Here is a 17034-nt window from a genome sequence, read left to right as displayed (position 1 = left end):
CCTGGACGGTCAGGGCTTTCCCGGCGCGGACGAACCCTCCTCACAGCCGGACAATTCGGATTCCTCATCGAGGAAAGCGGTCAGTTCGTTGATCAGGCGTACCGATCCCACGTCGCTCGCCATGCTCAGCGCCCGCTCTGCCGCGTCCACCGCTTCCCGGGGTTTCGCCAGCGCCCGCAGCGCGACCGCCGTCTGCTGCAACACGAGGGCCCGGCCGTAGGGGGACCTGATCCGTTCCGCTTCACGCAGCGCTGCCGAGCTCGCGATCAGAGCGTCTCCGTACTGCCCGGTGCCGATCCTGCTCTCGGCCAGGGTGGCACCGGCCATGATCCGGACCCTGGGATCGATGTCGGCCACGTCCAACACCTTTCGGCACAGGCCGGCCGCGAGGTCGAACTGCCCCTCTTGCACCCGGAGAGCGGCCTCGTTCGAGTCCATCTCGAGGCTCAGGCGACGAATCTCCCGCTCATCCGCGTCGTCGCCGCATCCTTCGAGCAGCATCCTGGCGCGGGCGATGTGGCTCACTCCCGTCGTGACCTCCCGGCAGAGCCAGTTGAACGAGCTGTACCACAAAAGAGTGTGGACTCGGAGCAGATCGTCGTCGGCCCGGCGTGCTTCCTCCCACGCGCGTCGCGCGGATTTCAGGCCGGCGGCGGCGTCACCTCCGTGCCAGTGGCCGCGGGCAGCGGCCAGGAGCACCCTTCCCCGGACCAGCGGCTCGGAGTGATTCCGGGCCCCCTCGCAGGCGAGTCCCCAAACCAATTTCTGCTGTTCCGCATCGAGGTACAAGGTCAGTGGACGCTCCCACGCCAGGCAGAGCTCGGCGAAGCCGGGGAGCAGACCCAACTGGCCCGCCAGTTCGGAAGATCGCCGCACCGTCGCGAAGAGCACATCCGATCTCGGGATGGACGAGGAACTCGATCGACCGGAATCGTCCAGTCCGAAGGCGGCCCCGTAGTACGTCATGGCGTCGGCCACCACCCGGCGTTGCTCTTCCACCCGCACACGGCTGGGGATGTGCGCACGCGCCGCTTCGGCGAGTTGCGAGTGGATGCGGTAGGCGCCCGCGGCCACTCTCTGAAGCAGGGCCCGATCCGTCAGGCGCCGGCACACCCGCCGAGCGGAGTCGAGGTCCTTTCCCAGCCCGGCCGCGACCGCCGCTTCGTCGAACTCCGGCGCCGGTAGGAGGCACAACCGGAGGAACGCACCGAGATCCGTCCCGTCCAGCGAGTTCAGCGACATGTTCAAGGATTCGACGAGGCTCCGGCCAGGGACTTCGAGGTCGTCCGCCGGAGAGGCGGACTGGGCCAGGGCCAGCAACAGCTCGCTCAGCGTGCCGAATTCCCGGGTCGTCAGCCGTGCCGCCGCCAGTCGCAGCGCGAGGGGGAGGTTGCCGAAACGGCGAATGAGTTCGAGCGCCTGTTCCCGTTCCTCGTCGACGCGCCGGTCGCCCAGCATACCCCGCAACATCGCGATGCAGTCGTGGTCCGGCGGGACCTCGAGGCGCAGGTAGTGCGGCGCATCGATCGCGTGAAGGTCGACTCGTGATGTCGTGATGCACACGCTCGGCGACGCGGGGAGCAGGGACTCGACTTGTGCCGCCGACTCGGCGTCGTCAAGAACGATCAGGAGCCGCTTCCGAGCTGTCAGATCGCGCCAGCGCGCGAGACGGCCCTGCTCGGAAGGCGGGATGTCCTCGTCCGGCACACGCAGTTGGCTCAACAGGATTCCCGCGGCGTCGCGCACCGTCAAAGTCGCCGACGGCACCGAGGCACCCAAGTTGACGAACAGCTGCCCGTCGGGGAACTCCGGTGCGATCCGATGAGCGACGTGCACGGCCAGCGTCGACTTGCCGACCCCGCCCATGCCGTGCACCGTCACCAAGCCGGCGCTTGAACGAGAACCCGAGAGCCACTCGACCAGCTGGCGCACCTCGTCCGCCCTGCCGCTGAAATCACGCAAATCACGAGGGAGGCACCAGCTGCCGCCACCGCGAACGGAGGCGCGACCGAGGCCGGTCGGCCCAGTGGCTCCCGCAGACCTTTGCTCGGGAAACGTCGGCGAGTCCGCCGGCTTGTCACCCACCAACGGGTCCGGCAGATCGGCGTGGATGCGCGAAGCGGTCTGCACGACGGCCAGCAGCTCGTCGCAGCGTCCGCGCTCGCCGAAGGCCCTGAGAGTGCGGTCGAGAAGGGCACGGTGCTGCGCCAGCAGTTCCGCGATGCGGCTGTCACTTCCCCGCGGCTCGGAACCTTCGCAAGGCCTGCCCCGCCAGAGAGCAAGAGCCTTGTACGCGCGGCTGAGATCTTCATCGGTGGCCATCGGATTCGCCATCGCCTGCGCGTACAGGCGGGTGAACTGGACGACATCGGACAGCTCCGGCGGGGGCTTGAGCATGTACCCCTCGCGAAACGTGGCGATCGTGTCCCAGCCCTCCCCGAGGTTGGAGCGAAGTGTTGACACGATTTTGCGGACCTGGTGCACGGCACTGCGCGGCGGCGGACTCTCCCAACCGGCGTTGAGAAGTGTCTGTATGTCGATGAGCTCATCGGGATTGAGCGCCAGGCAAGCGATGATCGTTCTGCTTTTCAGCCCCGTGACCGGCAACAGCACATTTTCCCGGCGTATCTTCAGGGGTCCCAGCACATCGAATCGCACAGCTGTCATGAGGCGCCCAGCACCAGACGACTCGAACCAGATTCAGTAAGCTTTGGAAAATCCGAAGTCACGCTCTTCGCACGAATAGTCAATCCGTTCACCCCCCGCGAACGTCAACTCACTGTCAGCAACCGCACCCCTGCGGCGACAACAAGGGCGTTCCTAGAATAAAGCTACGCCAACTTCAGCCTGCCGACCACCGTTCCCACGCCGGCGCTCCGCACGAATATGCACGTCATCGCAGTGAAGCGTTACGTTAACGTTCACGACAAGCCGGACGTCGCAAATTACCCCGTTCGGACTAGAAAGACCTGGACCGAACGTGTTGCCCGTTGTCCACTTTTCGCCCACCCTGCCGGATTTTTGGCGCCGGCGACACGTCCAACGGAGCATGTCACCACCCCAACAGGGGACCTAGCAGCCCTCCCGTCAATGACAACGAGTAACTGATCCACCGCCCTCCGTACCACCCCGGCAACCCTGGACCTCGAATTAGGCAACTTGGTCAGTTTTTGCACTACCGAAAATCAAGGTAGATGTACGGCAATTGTTTCAGTGAAGCTGAAGCCGACCAGAAAATATCGGAGTTTCGACGAGAGAGAACACAGCTCACGGGCGGCGACTACGCCGACTCGTGCACGCGCGTCGTGGTCGTCCGGCGGGTGCGTGGCGACATCGAGGATCAACCGAGATTCGACGGACTCGCGAAACTGCGCGGCCGCCTGGTCCTCAGCCACCGCACGGCGGCAGTTCTCCATGGCGCGTCGCCCGGCCTTTCCGGGGACGGCGGAGGCGAGCACCACATCGCCGACACCATCGCGAGCACCGGCGAGCCACTCGCCGAGGTGCGGTCCTCTCTGGTGAAGAGTTCACGAACGCAGTAACAGCTCAGGTGCCTGCTGCGACGATGGGGTTGTCGTGGACGTCCGGACTCACCGACCAAGCAGGGGCCGCCGGACACGACCGTCTTGTCCGTCAGGAGTCGAGCTTTCTGGTGAGGTGTCGTGGCACATGACGGCAAGGCCGTGCACCGGTCGATCGTCGCAGTGGACATCGAGGGGTTCGGTGCCCGCAGGCGCACCGATGCCGATCGGCTCGAAGTGCGAACCGGGATGCACCAAGCCCTTCGAGAGGCGTTCGGCACCGCGGGTGCGGACTTGTCTTCATGCCACGTCGACGACAGCGGTGACGGCGTTCTGGTGCTGGTGCCGCCCGAGGTGCCCAAGTCGACGCTGGTGGACCTCCTGCCGAGAGCATTGGCCGACGCGCTCGCCCGGCACAACGAGGCTGCCGAGCCCGGTGCGGCGATGCGGATGCGGATGGCCGTGCACGCCGGCGAGGTCACTTTCGACGCCCACGGCGTGGCCGGTTCAGCAATCGTGCACGCGTTTCGGATGCTGGACGCATCGCGGGTGAGGGTGCTGCTGGCGAAATCGGATGCGTCGGTGGTGCTGGTCGTTTCGGCGTGGATCCAGGACGAGGTGGTCCGCCACCTCGAACCACGCGTCAGTGCCCGGTTCACCGCGGATGAAGTGACGGTCAAGGAGACGACAGCGCCGGTGTGGGTTCGGCTGTTCCCCGCCGAAGCGTCCGAGTCGGTGTCCCGGCGGATGCCGCAGCGGCCGGCTGCTGATTGGAGACGCCACGCCTACGTCAACCACGACAAGCTGTTCGGTGCGCGGGACACCGTCGACGCGGTGACCGCCGCGATCATGAACGAACGTGGCGGCGACGTCGTGAGCGTCGTCGGCGAGGGAGGCGTCGGCAAGACCGCGATCAGCTACGAGGCGGTGCAGGCCGCCGTCGGCTCCGGCGGGTTCACCCGGGTGGCGTGGGTGTCGGCGACGAAGCCGCACAGCGGAGCGGGGAACTCCGGAAGTGAGCCCTATCGAGTCACCTATTGGTCCGATCTCCAACTGGAGATCGCCACACAGCTCGGCTTGGACCTCGGACCGAGCCGAGCGCTCTGGAGCGCGGAGTTCGGCCGGCGCGTGGCCGGACTCGACCCGGGCGAGCGGCTACTGGTCGTGGTGGACAACCTCGAGACCGTCCCGGACGCGACGGACGCGGTACAGCAGCTTCGCCGTTTCGGCATCACCAACCCGCACCGGCTGGTGGTCACCACCCGCTGGGAACTGACGCCGCACGTCGACACGGTGCGTGAGCACCGCGTTTCGCCGCTGAGTTCCGCTGATGCGCTGGCATTGGTCCGCCACATCGGGGCGAACGATCCGGGCCTGCGATCCGCCCCCGACTCGGCTCTGCAGCCGGTGCTGGACGTCACCGGTGGGACGCCGTTCCTCATCAGGCTCGCCGTCCGGCAGTACTTGTCCAGCCATCACCCGCTCGACCAGGTACTGCACCGGTTGCGCGAGCTGCGCGACGAGGCCGCGCCGGACCTGGCCGCTCAGGTTCGCTCGTACCTCTACGTCGAGTCCCTGCGCGAACTGGAACGCAGGCACGGCGAGGAGTTCGCCGACGCCCTGCTGGGTGCGTTCTGCGTCAAAGGGCGCGGTGACGCGTTCCGGTTCGCCGAGCTCGGGGAGGTTTCGGGCATCGACGACGAGGACGGGTTCGGCGCGGTTCTGTCCACCGCGTGCCAGCTGTCCCTCATCACCTCGTTCGGTGACGCATCGGAAGCCACCTTGGACCGGGGCTACACCATCCACAGCCTGCTCTACGACTTCACCTGCGGTCTGCCGTGACCGCGGCCGCCGAAGCGACGATGCGCGCTCGGCTGCGCCGGCAGGCCGACCGCTGCGCGGAGCGAGCGCTGGTCGTCTACGCCCGCGAGCTGCGCGCCTACGTGGAGAACCGGCATACACCGTTGAGCATGAACAGCTACTTCGCCGTCCTCCGCAGTGCCCACGAGCGCGACGTCGGGGTTCCGGACGGATCACTGGCGACCTTCACCGAACGACTCGTGCAGGTGGTCACCAACCTCGGACGCGACGGAGAATTTCCCGAAGACGCGCAGTTTCTCCGGCTCATCGAGCAGGTCGCCACGGTGTTGCACGATAACGGTCAATCCACTGTGGACATCCTGTTGGAGTGCGCGCGCTACAGCGCATCCGCGTCGGTCGGCAGCGCACGACGAGTCGCTCTGATCGACCGGGCCGTCACCGAGGCCAGGGACGACGACGAGCGACTTCGAGCACTTCGGGTCAAAGCACTGTTCTGCATCGACATCAGCGACTACGGCACCGCACACCTGATCCTCGACCGCTGTGACGCGATGATCGCGGGTTCGCCCCGGCATCCGTTCCGTCGGCAGCTCGCCGCGGCGCGGGGAACGGCGTACTTCTACCGCGATGAAGATCGCGCCATGGAGTGTTTCCGGCAAGCGGTGACCCCGCCGAGCGAGCTCGCATCCGCGGATGACCACCTCGCCACGGCAGTCGCTTTGCACTTCACCGGGCGGATCGAACTCTCGAGGGGCCACCACGAAAAGGCGCTCGCTTGCCTGGTGCTCGCCGAACGCATCAAGGAGGCCGTGGCGGTCGAAGGGACACAGGTCGGCTTCTTCCACCTGCGCGTCGGCGAGATCCTGGTCAGTCGCGGCGAGCGAGAGCAAGGGATGTCCCACTTCGAGGAAGCCGGACGGATCTTCCACACCGTCCGCCAGCGCAGCAGCGCCGAAGCACAACTCGACGCCGCCTTGGCCCGTCTCGCCCGCACCGACGGCGACCTCGATCGTGCCGAATTCCTGCTGAGCAGGGCGACCGAGTCGGCACGGCGGGACAACTTCGTCCGCGGTGAGCTGCTGTTCCTCAGCCAGCTGGTGATCGTGCAGCTCCGCACCAAACCATGGGCGGCCGCGCGAACGGTCATCCGTGCGGCGCGCCTGGCGACATCGCGTGAACTCGGCGGTTGGGGCTGGCTGATCCGCCAGATGCGCTCACGTGCGTCCAGCCGAGCCGCACCTCCTGCCGAGGGACCGCCCATATCCTGCCCATGCCCGCTGCACGACGCGGTACCGACCGACCGCTTGTGGAGCCGAGTCCGGCCGGCTTTTCAGGAACGCGCTTCCGAAGAACGTTCTTGAAGCAACGCCGAAGTCCGCGCGGAGGAGTCCTTCGGGCACGCGTCGAGGGCGAGTGGGGACCAGGCACGGAGCCCGAACTCAGCACCGGGTTGATCGACGACCAGGGTCGCGGGCAGGCCAAGCCAGGGCGATGCGGTCCGTTCGCCTCCTCCCCACCCACCGCTTTTCCGCGCCGGCTACTCGTCCCGGGCTCGTCATTCGTTACAGAGAGCATTATCACGCTGACACTCCCGCTTCGATCGACAAGATTGTCGTGCCGGTCCGAATCCGGCATCGAAGATCCAAGGGGGGATCGATGCGTTGTCTCAAACCCGCGCTGCTCGTCGGCGCGGTCGTCCTCGGTGGGCTCGGCACTGCCGTTCCGGCGCAGGCCGTCTCCGGAGGCGCGCCCGCCGTCGACGGTGCCTACGCCTTTGCCGCGAAGCTCACCTCGAGCAGCCGGGCCTGCAGCGGTGTGCTCGTCGCGCCGAACTGGGTGCTCACCACCGCGAGCTGCTTTCCCGGCACGGCCGACGGCGGGGCGCCGGCGACCGCCGTCACGGCGATCGTCGGCCGCACCGATCTGAACGGCACCAGCGGGTACCAGACCACGGTCTCCGCGGTCGCGGTGCGCGGCGACCGCGATCTCGCGCTCGCGAAGCTCGCCGACGCGGTCACCGACGTCGAGCCGGCCGCACTCGCCGCCACCCCGCCGGCCGCCGGTGAGAAGCTGCGCGTCGCGGGTTACGGGCGGACCGCAACCGAGTGGGTGCCCAGCAGATTGCACACCGCGACCTTCGCGGTGACGTCCGCTGCCGCCACGACGACGGCGCTCGCCGGAGACGGCGGGGCCGACACCTGCAAGGGCGACGCCGGTGGCCCGGTGGTGCGGGAGAGCGGTGGCCGGGTCGAGCTGGCTGCCGTCAGCAGCGCGTCGTGGCAGCACGGCTGCCTCGGCGAGACGGAAACCCGGCAGGGCACCACCGCTGTCCGCGTCGACGACGTGACGGGCTGGGTCGGGCAGATCACCCGCGTCACCGATGTTTCGCTGACCGGTGGCCGGATCGCCCGGCTGCAGAACGGCTCCGCGTACCTGCTGAACGACGTGAGCGACCGAGCCTGGTCCCTGCTGTGGGACGCCCGCTCCGGTGCGGTGACGAAGCTGCGCGCAGAAGGTGCCCGCATCGGCGTCCTGCTGGCGAACGGTGACCTGTGGGTCAAGGACGACAACGTGCCGGCTCTCGGCTGGGTCCGCGAATCGGACGCCGTCACCGACTTCGCCCTGTCCGGCGACCGGGTCGCCGCCGTGCGGGACGGTTCGGCGTACCTCAAGGAGGGCAACCTCCAGGGGAGCTGGACGACCGAATGGGACGCCCGGTCCGGGGCGGCCACCGCGGTCGGTGTCGACGGCGCGCGCGTCGGCGTCCTCACCGCCGACCAGCACCTGCGCGTGAGGGACGACGCTGCCCGCTCGCCGTGGACCGACCAAGCCGACCGTGTCACGGGGTTCGACCTGTCCGGGAGCCGGATCGCCGTCCTCCGCGACGGATTCGCCCTGCTGAAGGACGGCGACCTGTTCGGCGGCTGGAGCACCCAGTGGGATCCGCAGGACGGCGCGGTGACCAAGGTCGACATCGACGGCGCGCGCATCGGTCTCCTGCTGGCGAACGGCGTCGTCCAGGTCAAGGACGACCAGTCGGCGAACGCGAGCTGGTTCGCCGAGGCCGACCGGACCACGGCGTTCGGCATCACCGGCCCGAGGATCGCCGTCGTCCGAGACGGACGAATCTCGGTCAAGGACGGCAATCTGCAAGGTCCCTGGACCGAATTGAGCCAATAGCCGCGGCGATCGCAAGGGCCCGCGCCGAGCCGATGGCGCGGGCCCTTGCGATCACGGGCTACCGGCCGGAGGAGTCGCCGGGATCCGCCGTTGTGGCAGAACAGATCGGCGCCAGGAATGGCACTGTCCTCAAAGGCCGGTTCTCCGGCGGCAAGGGCCTCAACGGCCCACTCACCCTGGGGATCATCACCCTCCGAGACGGCTCTGCCGTCGAAGTGGCACAGCGATTCCGCATCACGGCAAAGTCCCCACCGGACAGACCGGCGTGTCGGTGAGCCTGACCTGACCGGGATCGGCCGCCGGGGATGAATCCCGCACGTCACGCCCGAATCGGAGCTCACCGCGCCGTCGAAGCCCCCTCCACGGGCAGCCGGCCCGACCTTCCCTATCTCTTCTGGATGATTCTCGCGCTACGACCGCGCCCGCAACAACCTCGACCGGCACCCGAACTACATCCTGGCGGCGTACCTGGCGCCTCCGCGTCTTTTGGATCTCGCCGAGCCCGAAGTGGCGGGTCGTCGGGCTGTGTGGCGGCTGCACACCGACAGGCCGACACCCGCTCGTGCCGCGGAGCGGACACTGACGACTGCGGCGTCGGGGTGCCGCCACCAGTGCAGTGATCGCCTACGCCGAGGCGAGCCGCTCGGCGGCGGCCTCTCGCACGTCCGCGTTCTCAATAAGAGAATCACGCAGCCGGCCGAGCTGTCGGCGGACCTCGCCGGTGAGCGGCGCGTGTCGTGCGGCCAGCACCCGGACGCCGCCCTCGCAGTCTGCCAGCGCATCGGGCAGCCATTGCCTTGTGCTGTCAGGATCCAGAGTCAGCAACGCGTTCACATAGGCGGTCCGTTCGTAAGAGTGCGGACTCTGGCGCCACAACGAGCGAAGCCGTGGGGCGGACTCCGTGACACCCAAGCGTGCGAACCCGCGAGCCAGGTCGTCGTAGCCACACCATTCGTCTTTGTCACTGTCCAGCCGGTCGAGGGCGTCCAGTAGTGCGGGAACGTCGGCAGCATCACCGTGTTCGGTAAGCATTACCACCGCTCTCCACCACAGTGGATGGGACGGGCTGCGGGCCCATTGGCGAGCATGCCTCACGATCTGCGGACCCAGTTTCGTGAGCGCGTGGACCAACCCGATCGCCCGGGCGTCCGGGCGGGCGGCCAACTGGTCGGCGACGTCGAGCAACCGCCGCTCCGGATCGCGGTGCCGCGCGAACTCGTGCAGCACCGCCGAGAGCGTCTCGGAGGGAGCATCCGGATCCGCGAGCAGGCTGAGCAACCCGGAGACCGGAGCGCCTCGATGGGGCAGACTCGGGCACCGCCAGTCGACCGGCGGTCGGGCCCGCTGGATCAGAACGTCGATCCGGCGGTCGCTGCCCGCCCACCTCGACCATGGTTCCCGACCGGGGAAGACGTCCTCCGGCGAGGCGTTCGCCGCACGGCCGGCAACGATCGGAGCGAGGTCGTCCCACCATTCGCCGGGCCAGTGGCCGGCCACGGCCTGCAGGACCTCGACCCACCGTTCACCCTCACACACGTACTGGCACAAAGCGTCCACCGCCGCGGTAACGCCCGTCCGGGCAAGGGCAGCCAGTACCTCGACGCTCTGGCCGAACCGGTTGCCGGCGTAGCCGGTGTTCCGCCCAGCTCGCCAGAGCTGGTCGACGACAGGGTCGATGGACAACTCGACGTCGAGGACCAGCCGGACGAGATACACCGTCCGCTCGTCGACCTGCCGGTCCCACCGGTAGTCCCGGCGCACGCAGTCCACCACGAGTTCCGGTGCGACCGGATGAGCCGCAACCCATGCGCCGGCCGCACCGCAGCCGCGTTGCAGAGCTCCCCGCAACGACTTGGCGGGCGCGTAGTACCAGTGGTCGTTCCCAGCGTCCGTGTCGTCGGTCATCGTCCGCCAGTGTGAGCCGACGCCCGTCCTGCGGCCAGCGAATAACCCACTCTTGTGCTGCTGATCGGTCGTCCGCCGGGCGCACCGGGATGGGCGTCCGGCCGGCGGCGGGTGTTGAGCCATTGAGCCGCGACGTAGCGGTCCCAGGTGCACAGCAGCTCGCCCGAGCCGCAGGCCAGGTCGAGCACCCGAGTGCCGGGCCGCGGGCGACGCTGCGACCCGGAATGGCGCCGCAGACCGAGCCGGGCCACGTTCCCCGCGACCGACCCGGCGCGCGTCACGTCTTGTACTGACGGAGCCGTTACCTGCACCCGGAATTCGGCAACGGACCGGGCTGATCGAGGTAATCTGGCGACCCGTGGCCCCGATCGAGGGAGATGCCGGTGGACGTTTCCTCAGCCGTTCCCGAGGACCTGCGCCCGGTGGTGACGACGTCGTCCGGAGCGGTGCGGCTGGTGTTCGTGCCGCGCGTCACGCGCCTGCTGACCAAGACGTGGGCCGGCAGCCTGGCCATCCCGTTCGCGGTGGCCGGCCCGCTGCTCGCCTTCGTGGTCCTGCCCGTGGTGGCCGTCTTCTTCGGGTGGACCACGATGGGGCACACCGCCCTGGTGCTCGGCGGCGTCCTCGCTGCGCTCGGTCTGGTGCTGTCGGTCGCCATGCCGTGGAGCCTGCGTTCCGACGCGCGGTGGATCGAGCTAACCCCGGCGCGGGTGCTCGTCAAACGGCTGTCCGGGGCGACGCGAACCAGTGCGTTGCGGTCGGTCGCCGTCATCGAACACGTGAAGCTCGCCGAACCCGCCGGTGTCGAAGTGGAGGTCCGCACGGCGGACGAGACCGTCCGGGGCGCCGAGCGGATCGACGTGGACGCCCGGACCCTGGCGGAATGGCTGAGCAGCCTGCCCGGCGTGGAGGTCGAACACCGGAAGGTCGTCGACCGCGTCAATCCCACCCGCGACCGCTGGTGGCGGCGCACGCAAGTCGCCGCGGTGTGGGAAGTCCCCGCCGACGACGTGCCCGTGATCGCGGACGAACTCGGCGTCCGATGCGATGCCTTCGTGCCCCGGGCCGCCGCCATGAACGGGAACACCCAAGCGATCGACGTCTACGATCCCGACGACGTCCAGGAGATCACCGACCAGCTCACCGGCGAAGCCGTCGCGGTGTTCATGCTGCGCCGGCTGACGAGCTTCACGCGTGAGGCGAGGCTGCCCGACGGCGACGACCCGCTGCTGCACCTCGTCAAGGACACCGGACTCGCCGAGCGGTACCGCACCGCGCTGCGGCAGCTACGCGATCCCGGCCCGGAAACTCACGCCCTCGTCACGTTCGCGCAGTACTCGCTGTGCCAAGCCGCGCGCGGCGAGCCCATTCCGGCCGCAGGGCCATCATGGACACCACCGCCCGACTTCGAAGCGGTACTCTCCGCCTCGATGACCGCCCCGTTTCCCAGGCCGACCCGGTACGCCTGAGCTAACACTCCCCCGCGGCCACCGCAGTCGTCCTTCGCAACCATCAGCGTTCGACGAGCGGCGACCTGGCCACAGCCTTGCCCGTAGCCCTACACGCAACCCCTCCGCCGCCGGAAGTCCGGGGCGGACCGTGCCGCTGGGCACTCCCCGGCCATTCACCACGGGTGAGCATCCGAAGTCCTTTCAGGATCGGCGACAGGTGGGGCAGGAAGAAGGCGCCGCGTGCAGCATCACCGGGTCCGGTGCCAGGACGTCCGGTGTCAGGTGCTGTGGGTGGCCCGGATGCCGGCGAGCACGACGCCGGTCACCCGGACGGCGTCGGCACGGGTGAACGCACGGGCCCCTCGGGTAACGGACAGCTGGACCGACCCGGCGAGCAACTCGGCGACGAAGGAGCTCTCGACCGGGGGCAGCTCACCACGTTCGATCGCCACCTGCAGCCGGCGGTCGAGCGCACTGAGGCGGCGTTCGAAGACCTCGTCGACGACGGCACGCAGCTCGGGGTCTTCCCGGGCCGAGGCCACCACGGTCAGCAGAGCCCGGCCCTGCGGGCTCGCGGTCGCGGCGGCGAGAGCTTCGAGGAAGCCGGCGAGGTCGGCATCGACGTCGCCGGAATCGTGCAGCGGCGCGGCATCGGCACCGAAGGTCGCGGTTGAGCAGGAGCACCCCGGTCCGCGCCGGTTCGGCGCGGCAGGTTCCGGGTGGCTGCGGGAGGTCTTGGCCCAGCACGGCCCCGGCGATCGCGAGCGACACCCAGGCGAGCGCGGCCGCGGTCGCCATCAAGGCGTAGACGTGCACACCGGGCAGCAGTACGAGCAGGACCGCGGCGACGCCCCCGAGCGCCGCCGCGGCCACCTGCGGGAAGCTCCGGTGCACCAGTGCCGCCCAGCCCCGCCGAGCACGCCCCCGAGCAGGAGCACCGCGAGCACCAGGTGCACCGGATGGCGGATCAGGGCGCCGGACACCACGGCGAACGCCGCGAACAGCGCCACCGAAGAGATCCCCGCACCCACCCGCCGGCCGACCGACGGCCGCCCGTCCGCCCGATCCGCCATCACCGCACCTCCGCCGCCCACCTTGCGGGCCGGGCGCCCCCGCGTCGTCACCCGTGGTGGATGACCCCCGCTTCGTCCCCGGAGGGCCGGCGGCCGACCGTCCACTCGTTCGGCGAACCGGAGCAGGCGCGAGCGGCGCTCGGCTGCAGGCTGCCCGGCGGGCTCACCCCGCACAGGTGACGCGGTCCGGCGATCCCGCGGCAACCATGCCGGCATGGCTTCCGAATCGACGTCGCCGGCACCGGCCGGCGGTGCAGTACTGGCTGTCACCTGCGTTTCGGCGCTCGTCGTGAACGCGAACACCTCGGCGGTGACCATCCTGCTGCCCGCCATCAGCCACGACGTCGGCGCCTCGGCCACGACGCTGCAGTGGGCCGTCACCGGGTACTCGCTCGTGGGCGCCGCCGTGATCGTCACGGGCGGCGCGCTCGGCGACATCGCCGGCCGGCGCCGGGTCTTCTCGGGAGCGCTGCTGCTCTTCGTGCTCTCCTGCGTCGTCGTCGGGCTCGCGGGCAGCGGCGCCGCCGTCATCGCGGGCCGGGCGATCCAGGGTGCGGCCGGGTCGACGCTGCTGGCCTGCGGCCTCAGCCTGCTTTCGGTCGCCGCGAGCGGAACCGCTCAGGTCCGTGCCGTCTCGCTCTGGGGCGCCGCCTCGGCGGTCGGCGCCGCCGCCGGACCACTGGCCGGGGGCCTGCTCGTCGACACGACCGGGTGGCAGGGCCTCTTCTGGATCGACGCCGCGATCGCGGCCGCGTGCATCCCGCTCACCCTGGCCACCGTGCCGGAGTCGCGCGACGAGACCCGGCCGCGGTCCCTCGACCTCGCCGGGATGCTGCTCGTCGCCGCCTGCCTCGTGCCGTTGGTGCTGGCGCTCAGCCGCGGCTCGGACTGGGGCTGGCTGTCCGCGCCCACGTGGACGTGCCTGATCGTCTCCGCGGCCGCCGGCTGGGGTTTCGCCGCCGTCGAGCGCCGGGTCCGGGCGCCGCTGGTCGACTTGCGGCTCCTGCGCAACAAGGTGCTGGTCGGCTCGACGCTGGTGATCCTGATCGTCGCCGGTGCCATCAACGGCCTCATGTACGTCATGAGCCTGTTCTTCCAGGACCCCGCGGCGTTCGCGATGTCCCCGCTCCAGGCGGGCCTGGCGACGCTGCCCGCGGCGGCGGGCATCGTTCTCATCGCGCCCTTCGTCGGCAGCCTGGCGAAGAAGATCGGCTCCCGGAGCGTGATCGTCCTCGGGTTCGCGATCACGACCGGCGGCTTCGTGGCGCTGGTGTTCCTCGAAGAGAGCTGGGGCTACGGGGTGTTCGTCCTCCCGCTGGTGGCCGTCGCGGCCGGCATGGGGCTCTCCAACGGATGCGCGTCCGCCGCGGCGACGTCCTCGGTGCCCGCCAACGACGTCGGCGGGGCGTCCGGGATCTCCAACATGGCCCGGTACGTCGGGGCCGCGTTGCTCACCGCCGTGACAGCGACGATCTACGGCGGCGCCGCCTCGATCGAGGGGGCGAACCGGGGCGCCGCACTCGTCGACGGCGTGGCCAGGACCGCGCTGCTCATGGCGATCGTGTCCGGGGCGGGCGTCGCGCTCGGACTGCTCTACGGGCGGTACCGCCCTGGCCCGGCCCGCCCGGGCGGTCCGACGTCCGCCGCCGCGGGCGTGGTGCACAGCGTGCCCGTCCCCGCGCCGGCGGACACGGACCGGACCACCTCCGTCGACCTGGAGTGACGGAGGTGGTCCGGCGTCACCCTCCTCCCAGGGGTGCGACGCTTTCGTTGAGGGCGTGGGATTCCTCGACGCCGATGATGATCTCCGCGGCGGAGCCGACCACCGGCGGCCAGTCGATCCCGGGCACGGTGAGCGCAGGGCGTGCCCGGAGCAGGTCGGCGACCCGGCCGTCGCCGAGCAGGGCGGCATCCGGGCTGAACAGCGAGTCGCGCGGTCACGCGCTGGTGAGCGCCCGCGGGTTCGGGTGGTCGAAGACGGGCGTCGCCGGCAACCGGGTGCGCAGCCCGGGTTCACCTGCGACGCGACTCGGCAGCGCAGCGGCCCACGGTGAGCTCGTGGCTGAACTGTCCGCGGACCTGGGCCACGACCGACCGGGGCCGTGGCCCGCTGGCTGGTCATCCCGTTCTGCGGATTACATCCCTCAGATCCGAAGGTTAGCGCTTGCTTACAATGGGCAAGTCCCGGCCGGCCGTCGGGGCCGCCACTTGCGGTGGGGCTCTCTGGAAGGATCACCGGATGACGATGTCGCTCTCGGCCGAACTGTGGCCGGACGTGCAGCCGGAGACCGCTCGGCGGCTCATGCTCGCCGGGGTGGAGGCCTTTGCCAAGCGGGGGTACCACGCCACCACCACGCGGGACATCGCCGGGGCTGCCGGGATGTCGCCCGCCGCGCTCTACGTGCACTTTCCCTCGAAGGCCGCGCTGCTCTTCGCGATCAGCCGGTACGGGCACGAGCAGACCCTCGCGCTGGTCGAGAACGTCGTCGCGAAGGTGTCCGATCCCGTCGAGCGGATCCGGCTGATTGTGGAGGACTTCGTGGCCTGGCACGCGCGGCGGCACACCGTCGCGCGGGTCGTGCAGTACGAACTGCAGGCACTGCCCGAGCAGGAGTTCGAAGTCGTCGCCGAACTGCGGCGGCGGATCGAGCGGATCGTGCGCAAGGTGATCGCGGACGGCGTCGAAGAGGGCGTTTTCACCGTTTCGGACCCGCACATCTCGGCGAGAGCAGTGCTCTCGCTCGGCGTCGACGTCGCCCGCTGGTACAGCGAGCGCGCCCGGCAGACGCCCACCGCGCTCGGCAAGGAGTACGGCGGGCTCGTACTGCGGATGCTCGGCGTGACACCGGTCACAGACTGAGCGGTCGGTCAGCAGCGGCCGTGTAACGACGCGCCAGGCGCGCGAACGCTTCACGGAGTTCGGGTGGCCCGACGACCTCGATGTCCGCGTCGAAGCGGCCGATCGTCGCGGCCAGGCCGATCCACGACCAGGCACCCAGCACCAGGCGGCAGCGGTCCGGGCCCAGTTCCTCGACGACGCCGTCGCGGGCGTACTCGGACACCACGTGCGCCGGCAGGTCGAGGAGCACTTCGCCGCGGCACGGCCAGTCGCCCGACAGGTCCTTGCCGGTGAAGCGGCTCGCGACGAAGGCCGCCACGTCGCCGCCGGGCAGCTCGCGCGGGGAGAACCGCGGGCCGGCCGGCACGCGCGGGGTGATCCGGTCGGCGCGGAAGGTGCGCCAGTCCGCGCGGTCGAGGTCCCACGCCACCAGGTACCACCGGCCGCCCCAGGTGACGACGTGATGCGGCTCGACCCGGCGCGGCGGCCCGGCGGGCCCACGTTCGACGCGCGGCTCGCCCCGGGACGGCGAGTCGGCGGCCACGGAGTCGACGTGGGGCACTTCGCGGTGCGGCGGCCCAGCGGGCACGGAGTTCGAGCGGGGCACCTCACCGGCGCGGGGAGCTCCGTCGGGCACGGAGTTCGAGCGAGGCACTTCACCGGCTCGGGGCGCCCCACCGGCCGCAGAGTCGGCGCGCGGCACCTCACCAGTCCCCCGCACCGGCCCACCGCTCACGTAGTCGAACCGCAGCACCTCCCGCGCATGTACCGCGGCACTCAACGCGGCCAGCACCGACGGGTCCACCCGCGGCCCGGCCCGGTCCGCAGCCGTCACCCGCAGCGCGTCCACCCGATGGCGCAGCCGCGCCGGCATCACCTGCCGGACCGTGTTCAACGCCCGCGCCGCCGCCTCCTCGATTCCCGCGCCACTCGCCGTCCGGAGGGCGACTGCCAGGGCCACCGCCTGGTCGTCGTCGAACAACAACGGCGGCAGCTGCGAACCCGCGTCGAGGCGGTACCCGCCGTCCGGGCCCTTCACCGCCGCGATCGGGTAGCCGAGCTCTCGCAGGCGGTCGACGTCGCGGCGTACCGTGCGCTCGCTGACCTCCAACCGCGAAGCCAGCAGCGCACCAGGCCAGTCGCGGCGGGCCTGGAGGAGCGACAGCAGAGCCAGCAGCCGTCCGGAAGTTTTCGGCATGCGCCGATCTTCCCAGGAATAGCGGACACACCCTGTCCGCTACCCT

Annotated in this window: 12 protein-coding genes; 7 read left to right on the top strand and 5 right to left on the bottom strand. The window is 69.9% G+C overall.

Features of this window, described 5'->3' with window-relative positions:
• Positions 1 to 9 precede the first annotated feature (9 nt).
• Complete coding sequence (locus ACLJQM_RS36530) at positions 10 to 2658, bottom strand: NB-ARC domain-containing protein (RefSeq protein WP_247024994.1); 2649 nt, start codon at positions 2656 to 2658, stop codon at positions 10 to 12.
• Positions 2659 to 3194: 536 nt separating this feature from the next.
• Here ACLJQM_RS36530 and ACLJQM_RS36525 point away from each other — a divergent pair.
• The 4 genes from ACLJQM_RS36525 to ACLJQM_RS36510 all read left to right on the top strand — a co-directional run bounded on the left by ACLJQM_RS36525 (position 3195) and on the right by ACLJQM_RS36510 (position 8522).
• Complete coding sequence (locus ACLJQM_RS36525) at positions 3195 to 3542, top strand: hypothetical protein (RefSeq protein ID WP_247024995.1); 348 nt, start codon at positions 3195 to 3197, stop codon at positions 3540 to 3542.
• A gap of 120 nt (positions 3543 to 3662) precedes the next feature.
• The gene (locus ACLJQM_RS36520; protein WP_410634873.1) at positions 3663 to 5363 is read left to right on the top strand and encodes an NB-ARC domain-containing protein; all 1701 of its coding nucleotides are present in this window, start codon (positions 3663 to 3665) and stop codon (positions 5361 to 5363) included.
• Entirely contained in the window at positions 5360 to 6703 is a 1344-nt protein-coding gene (locus ACLJQM_RS36515; RefSeq protein WP_247024997.1) for a tetratricopeptide repeat protein, read from the top strand. The genes ACLJQM_RS36520 and ACLJQM_RS36515 overlap by 4 nt, the downstream gene beginning before the upstream one ends.
• Positions 6704 to 6998: 295 nt before the next feature.
• Positions 6999 to 8522, top strand: coding sequence for a S1 family peptidase (locus ACLJQM_RS36510; protein ID WP_247024998.1), 1524 nt, complete (start codon positions 6999 to 7001; stop codon positions 8520 to 8522).
• Positions 8523 to 9146: 624 nt separating this feature from the next.
• Here the strand turns inward: ACLJQM_RS36510 and ACLJQM_RS36505 are convergent.
• Positions 9147 to 10427: a hypothetical protein gene (locus ACLJQM_RS36505; protein WP_410634872.1), complete on the bottom strand. Its 1281-nt coding sequence runs from the start codon at positions 10425 to 10427 to the stop codon at positions 9147 to 9149.
• A gap of 383 nt (positions 10428 to 10810) precedes the next feature.
• Here ACLJQM_RS36505 and ACLJQM_RS36500 point away from each other — a divergent pair, with 383 nt between their 5' ends.
• Positions 10811 to 11896: a hypothetical protein gene (locus ACLJQM_RS36500; protein WP_410634870.1), complete on the top strand. Its 1086-nt coding sequence runs from the start codon at positions 10811 to 10813 to the stop codon at positions 11894 to 11896.
• Between the two features lie 260 nt (positions 11897 to 12156).
• Here ACLJQM_RS36500 and ACLJQM_RS36495 read toward each other — a convergent pair whose 3' ends face one another.
• Positions 12157 to 12519, bottom strand: a complete 363-nt coding sequence (locus ACLJQM_RS36495) for a TetR-like C-terminal domain-containing protein (RefSeq protein ID WP_410635062.1) — start codon at positions 12517 to 12519, stop codon at positions 12157 to 12159.
• Positions 12520 to 12675: 156 nt separating this feature from the next.
• Complete coding sequence (locus ACLJQM_RS36490; protein ID WP_410634868.1) at positions 12676 to 12951, bottom strand: hypothetical protein; 276 nt, start codon at positions 12949 to 12951, stop codon at positions 12676 to 12678.
• Between the two features lie 214 nt (positions 12952 to 13165).
• On the opposite strand from ACLJQM_RS36490, the gene ACLJQM_RS36485 reads away from it, so the two are divergent.
• Entirely contained in the window at positions 13166 to 14674 is a 1509-nt protein-coding gene (locus tag ACLJQM_RS36485; protein ID WP_410634867.1) for an MFS transporter, read from the top strand.
• Positions 14675 to 15190: 516 nt separating this feature from the next.
• The gene (locus ACLJQM_RS36480; protein WP_247025008.1) at positions 15191 to 15811 is read left to right on the top strand and encodes a TetR/AcrR family transcriptional regulator; all 621 of its coding nucleotides are present in this window, start codon (positions 15191 to 15193) and stop codon (positions 15809 to 15811) included.
• On the opposite strand, the gene ACLJQM_RS36475 is transcribed toward ACLJQM_RS36480, so the two are convergent.
• Positions 15801 to 16988: a helix-turn-helix transcriptional regulator gene (locus tag ACLJQM_RS36475; protein WP_410634865.1), complete on the bottom strand. Its 1188-nt coding sequence runs from the start codon at positions 16986 to 16988 to the stop codon at positions 15801 to 15803. The two genes, ACLJQM_RS36480 and ACLJQM_RS36475, sit on opposite strands and share 11 nt — an antisense overlap.
• Positions 16989 to 17034 lie beyond the last annotated feature (46 nt).

This window comes from Amycolatopsis sp. cmx-4-83, from assembly GCF_046548815.1.
Classification (GTDB): domain Bacteria; phylum Actinomycetota; class Actinomycetes; order Mycobacteriales; family Pseudonocardiaceae; genus Amycolatopsis; species Amycolatopsis pretoriensis_A.
This window is presented reverse-complemented; position numbering and strand designations above follow the sequence as displayed.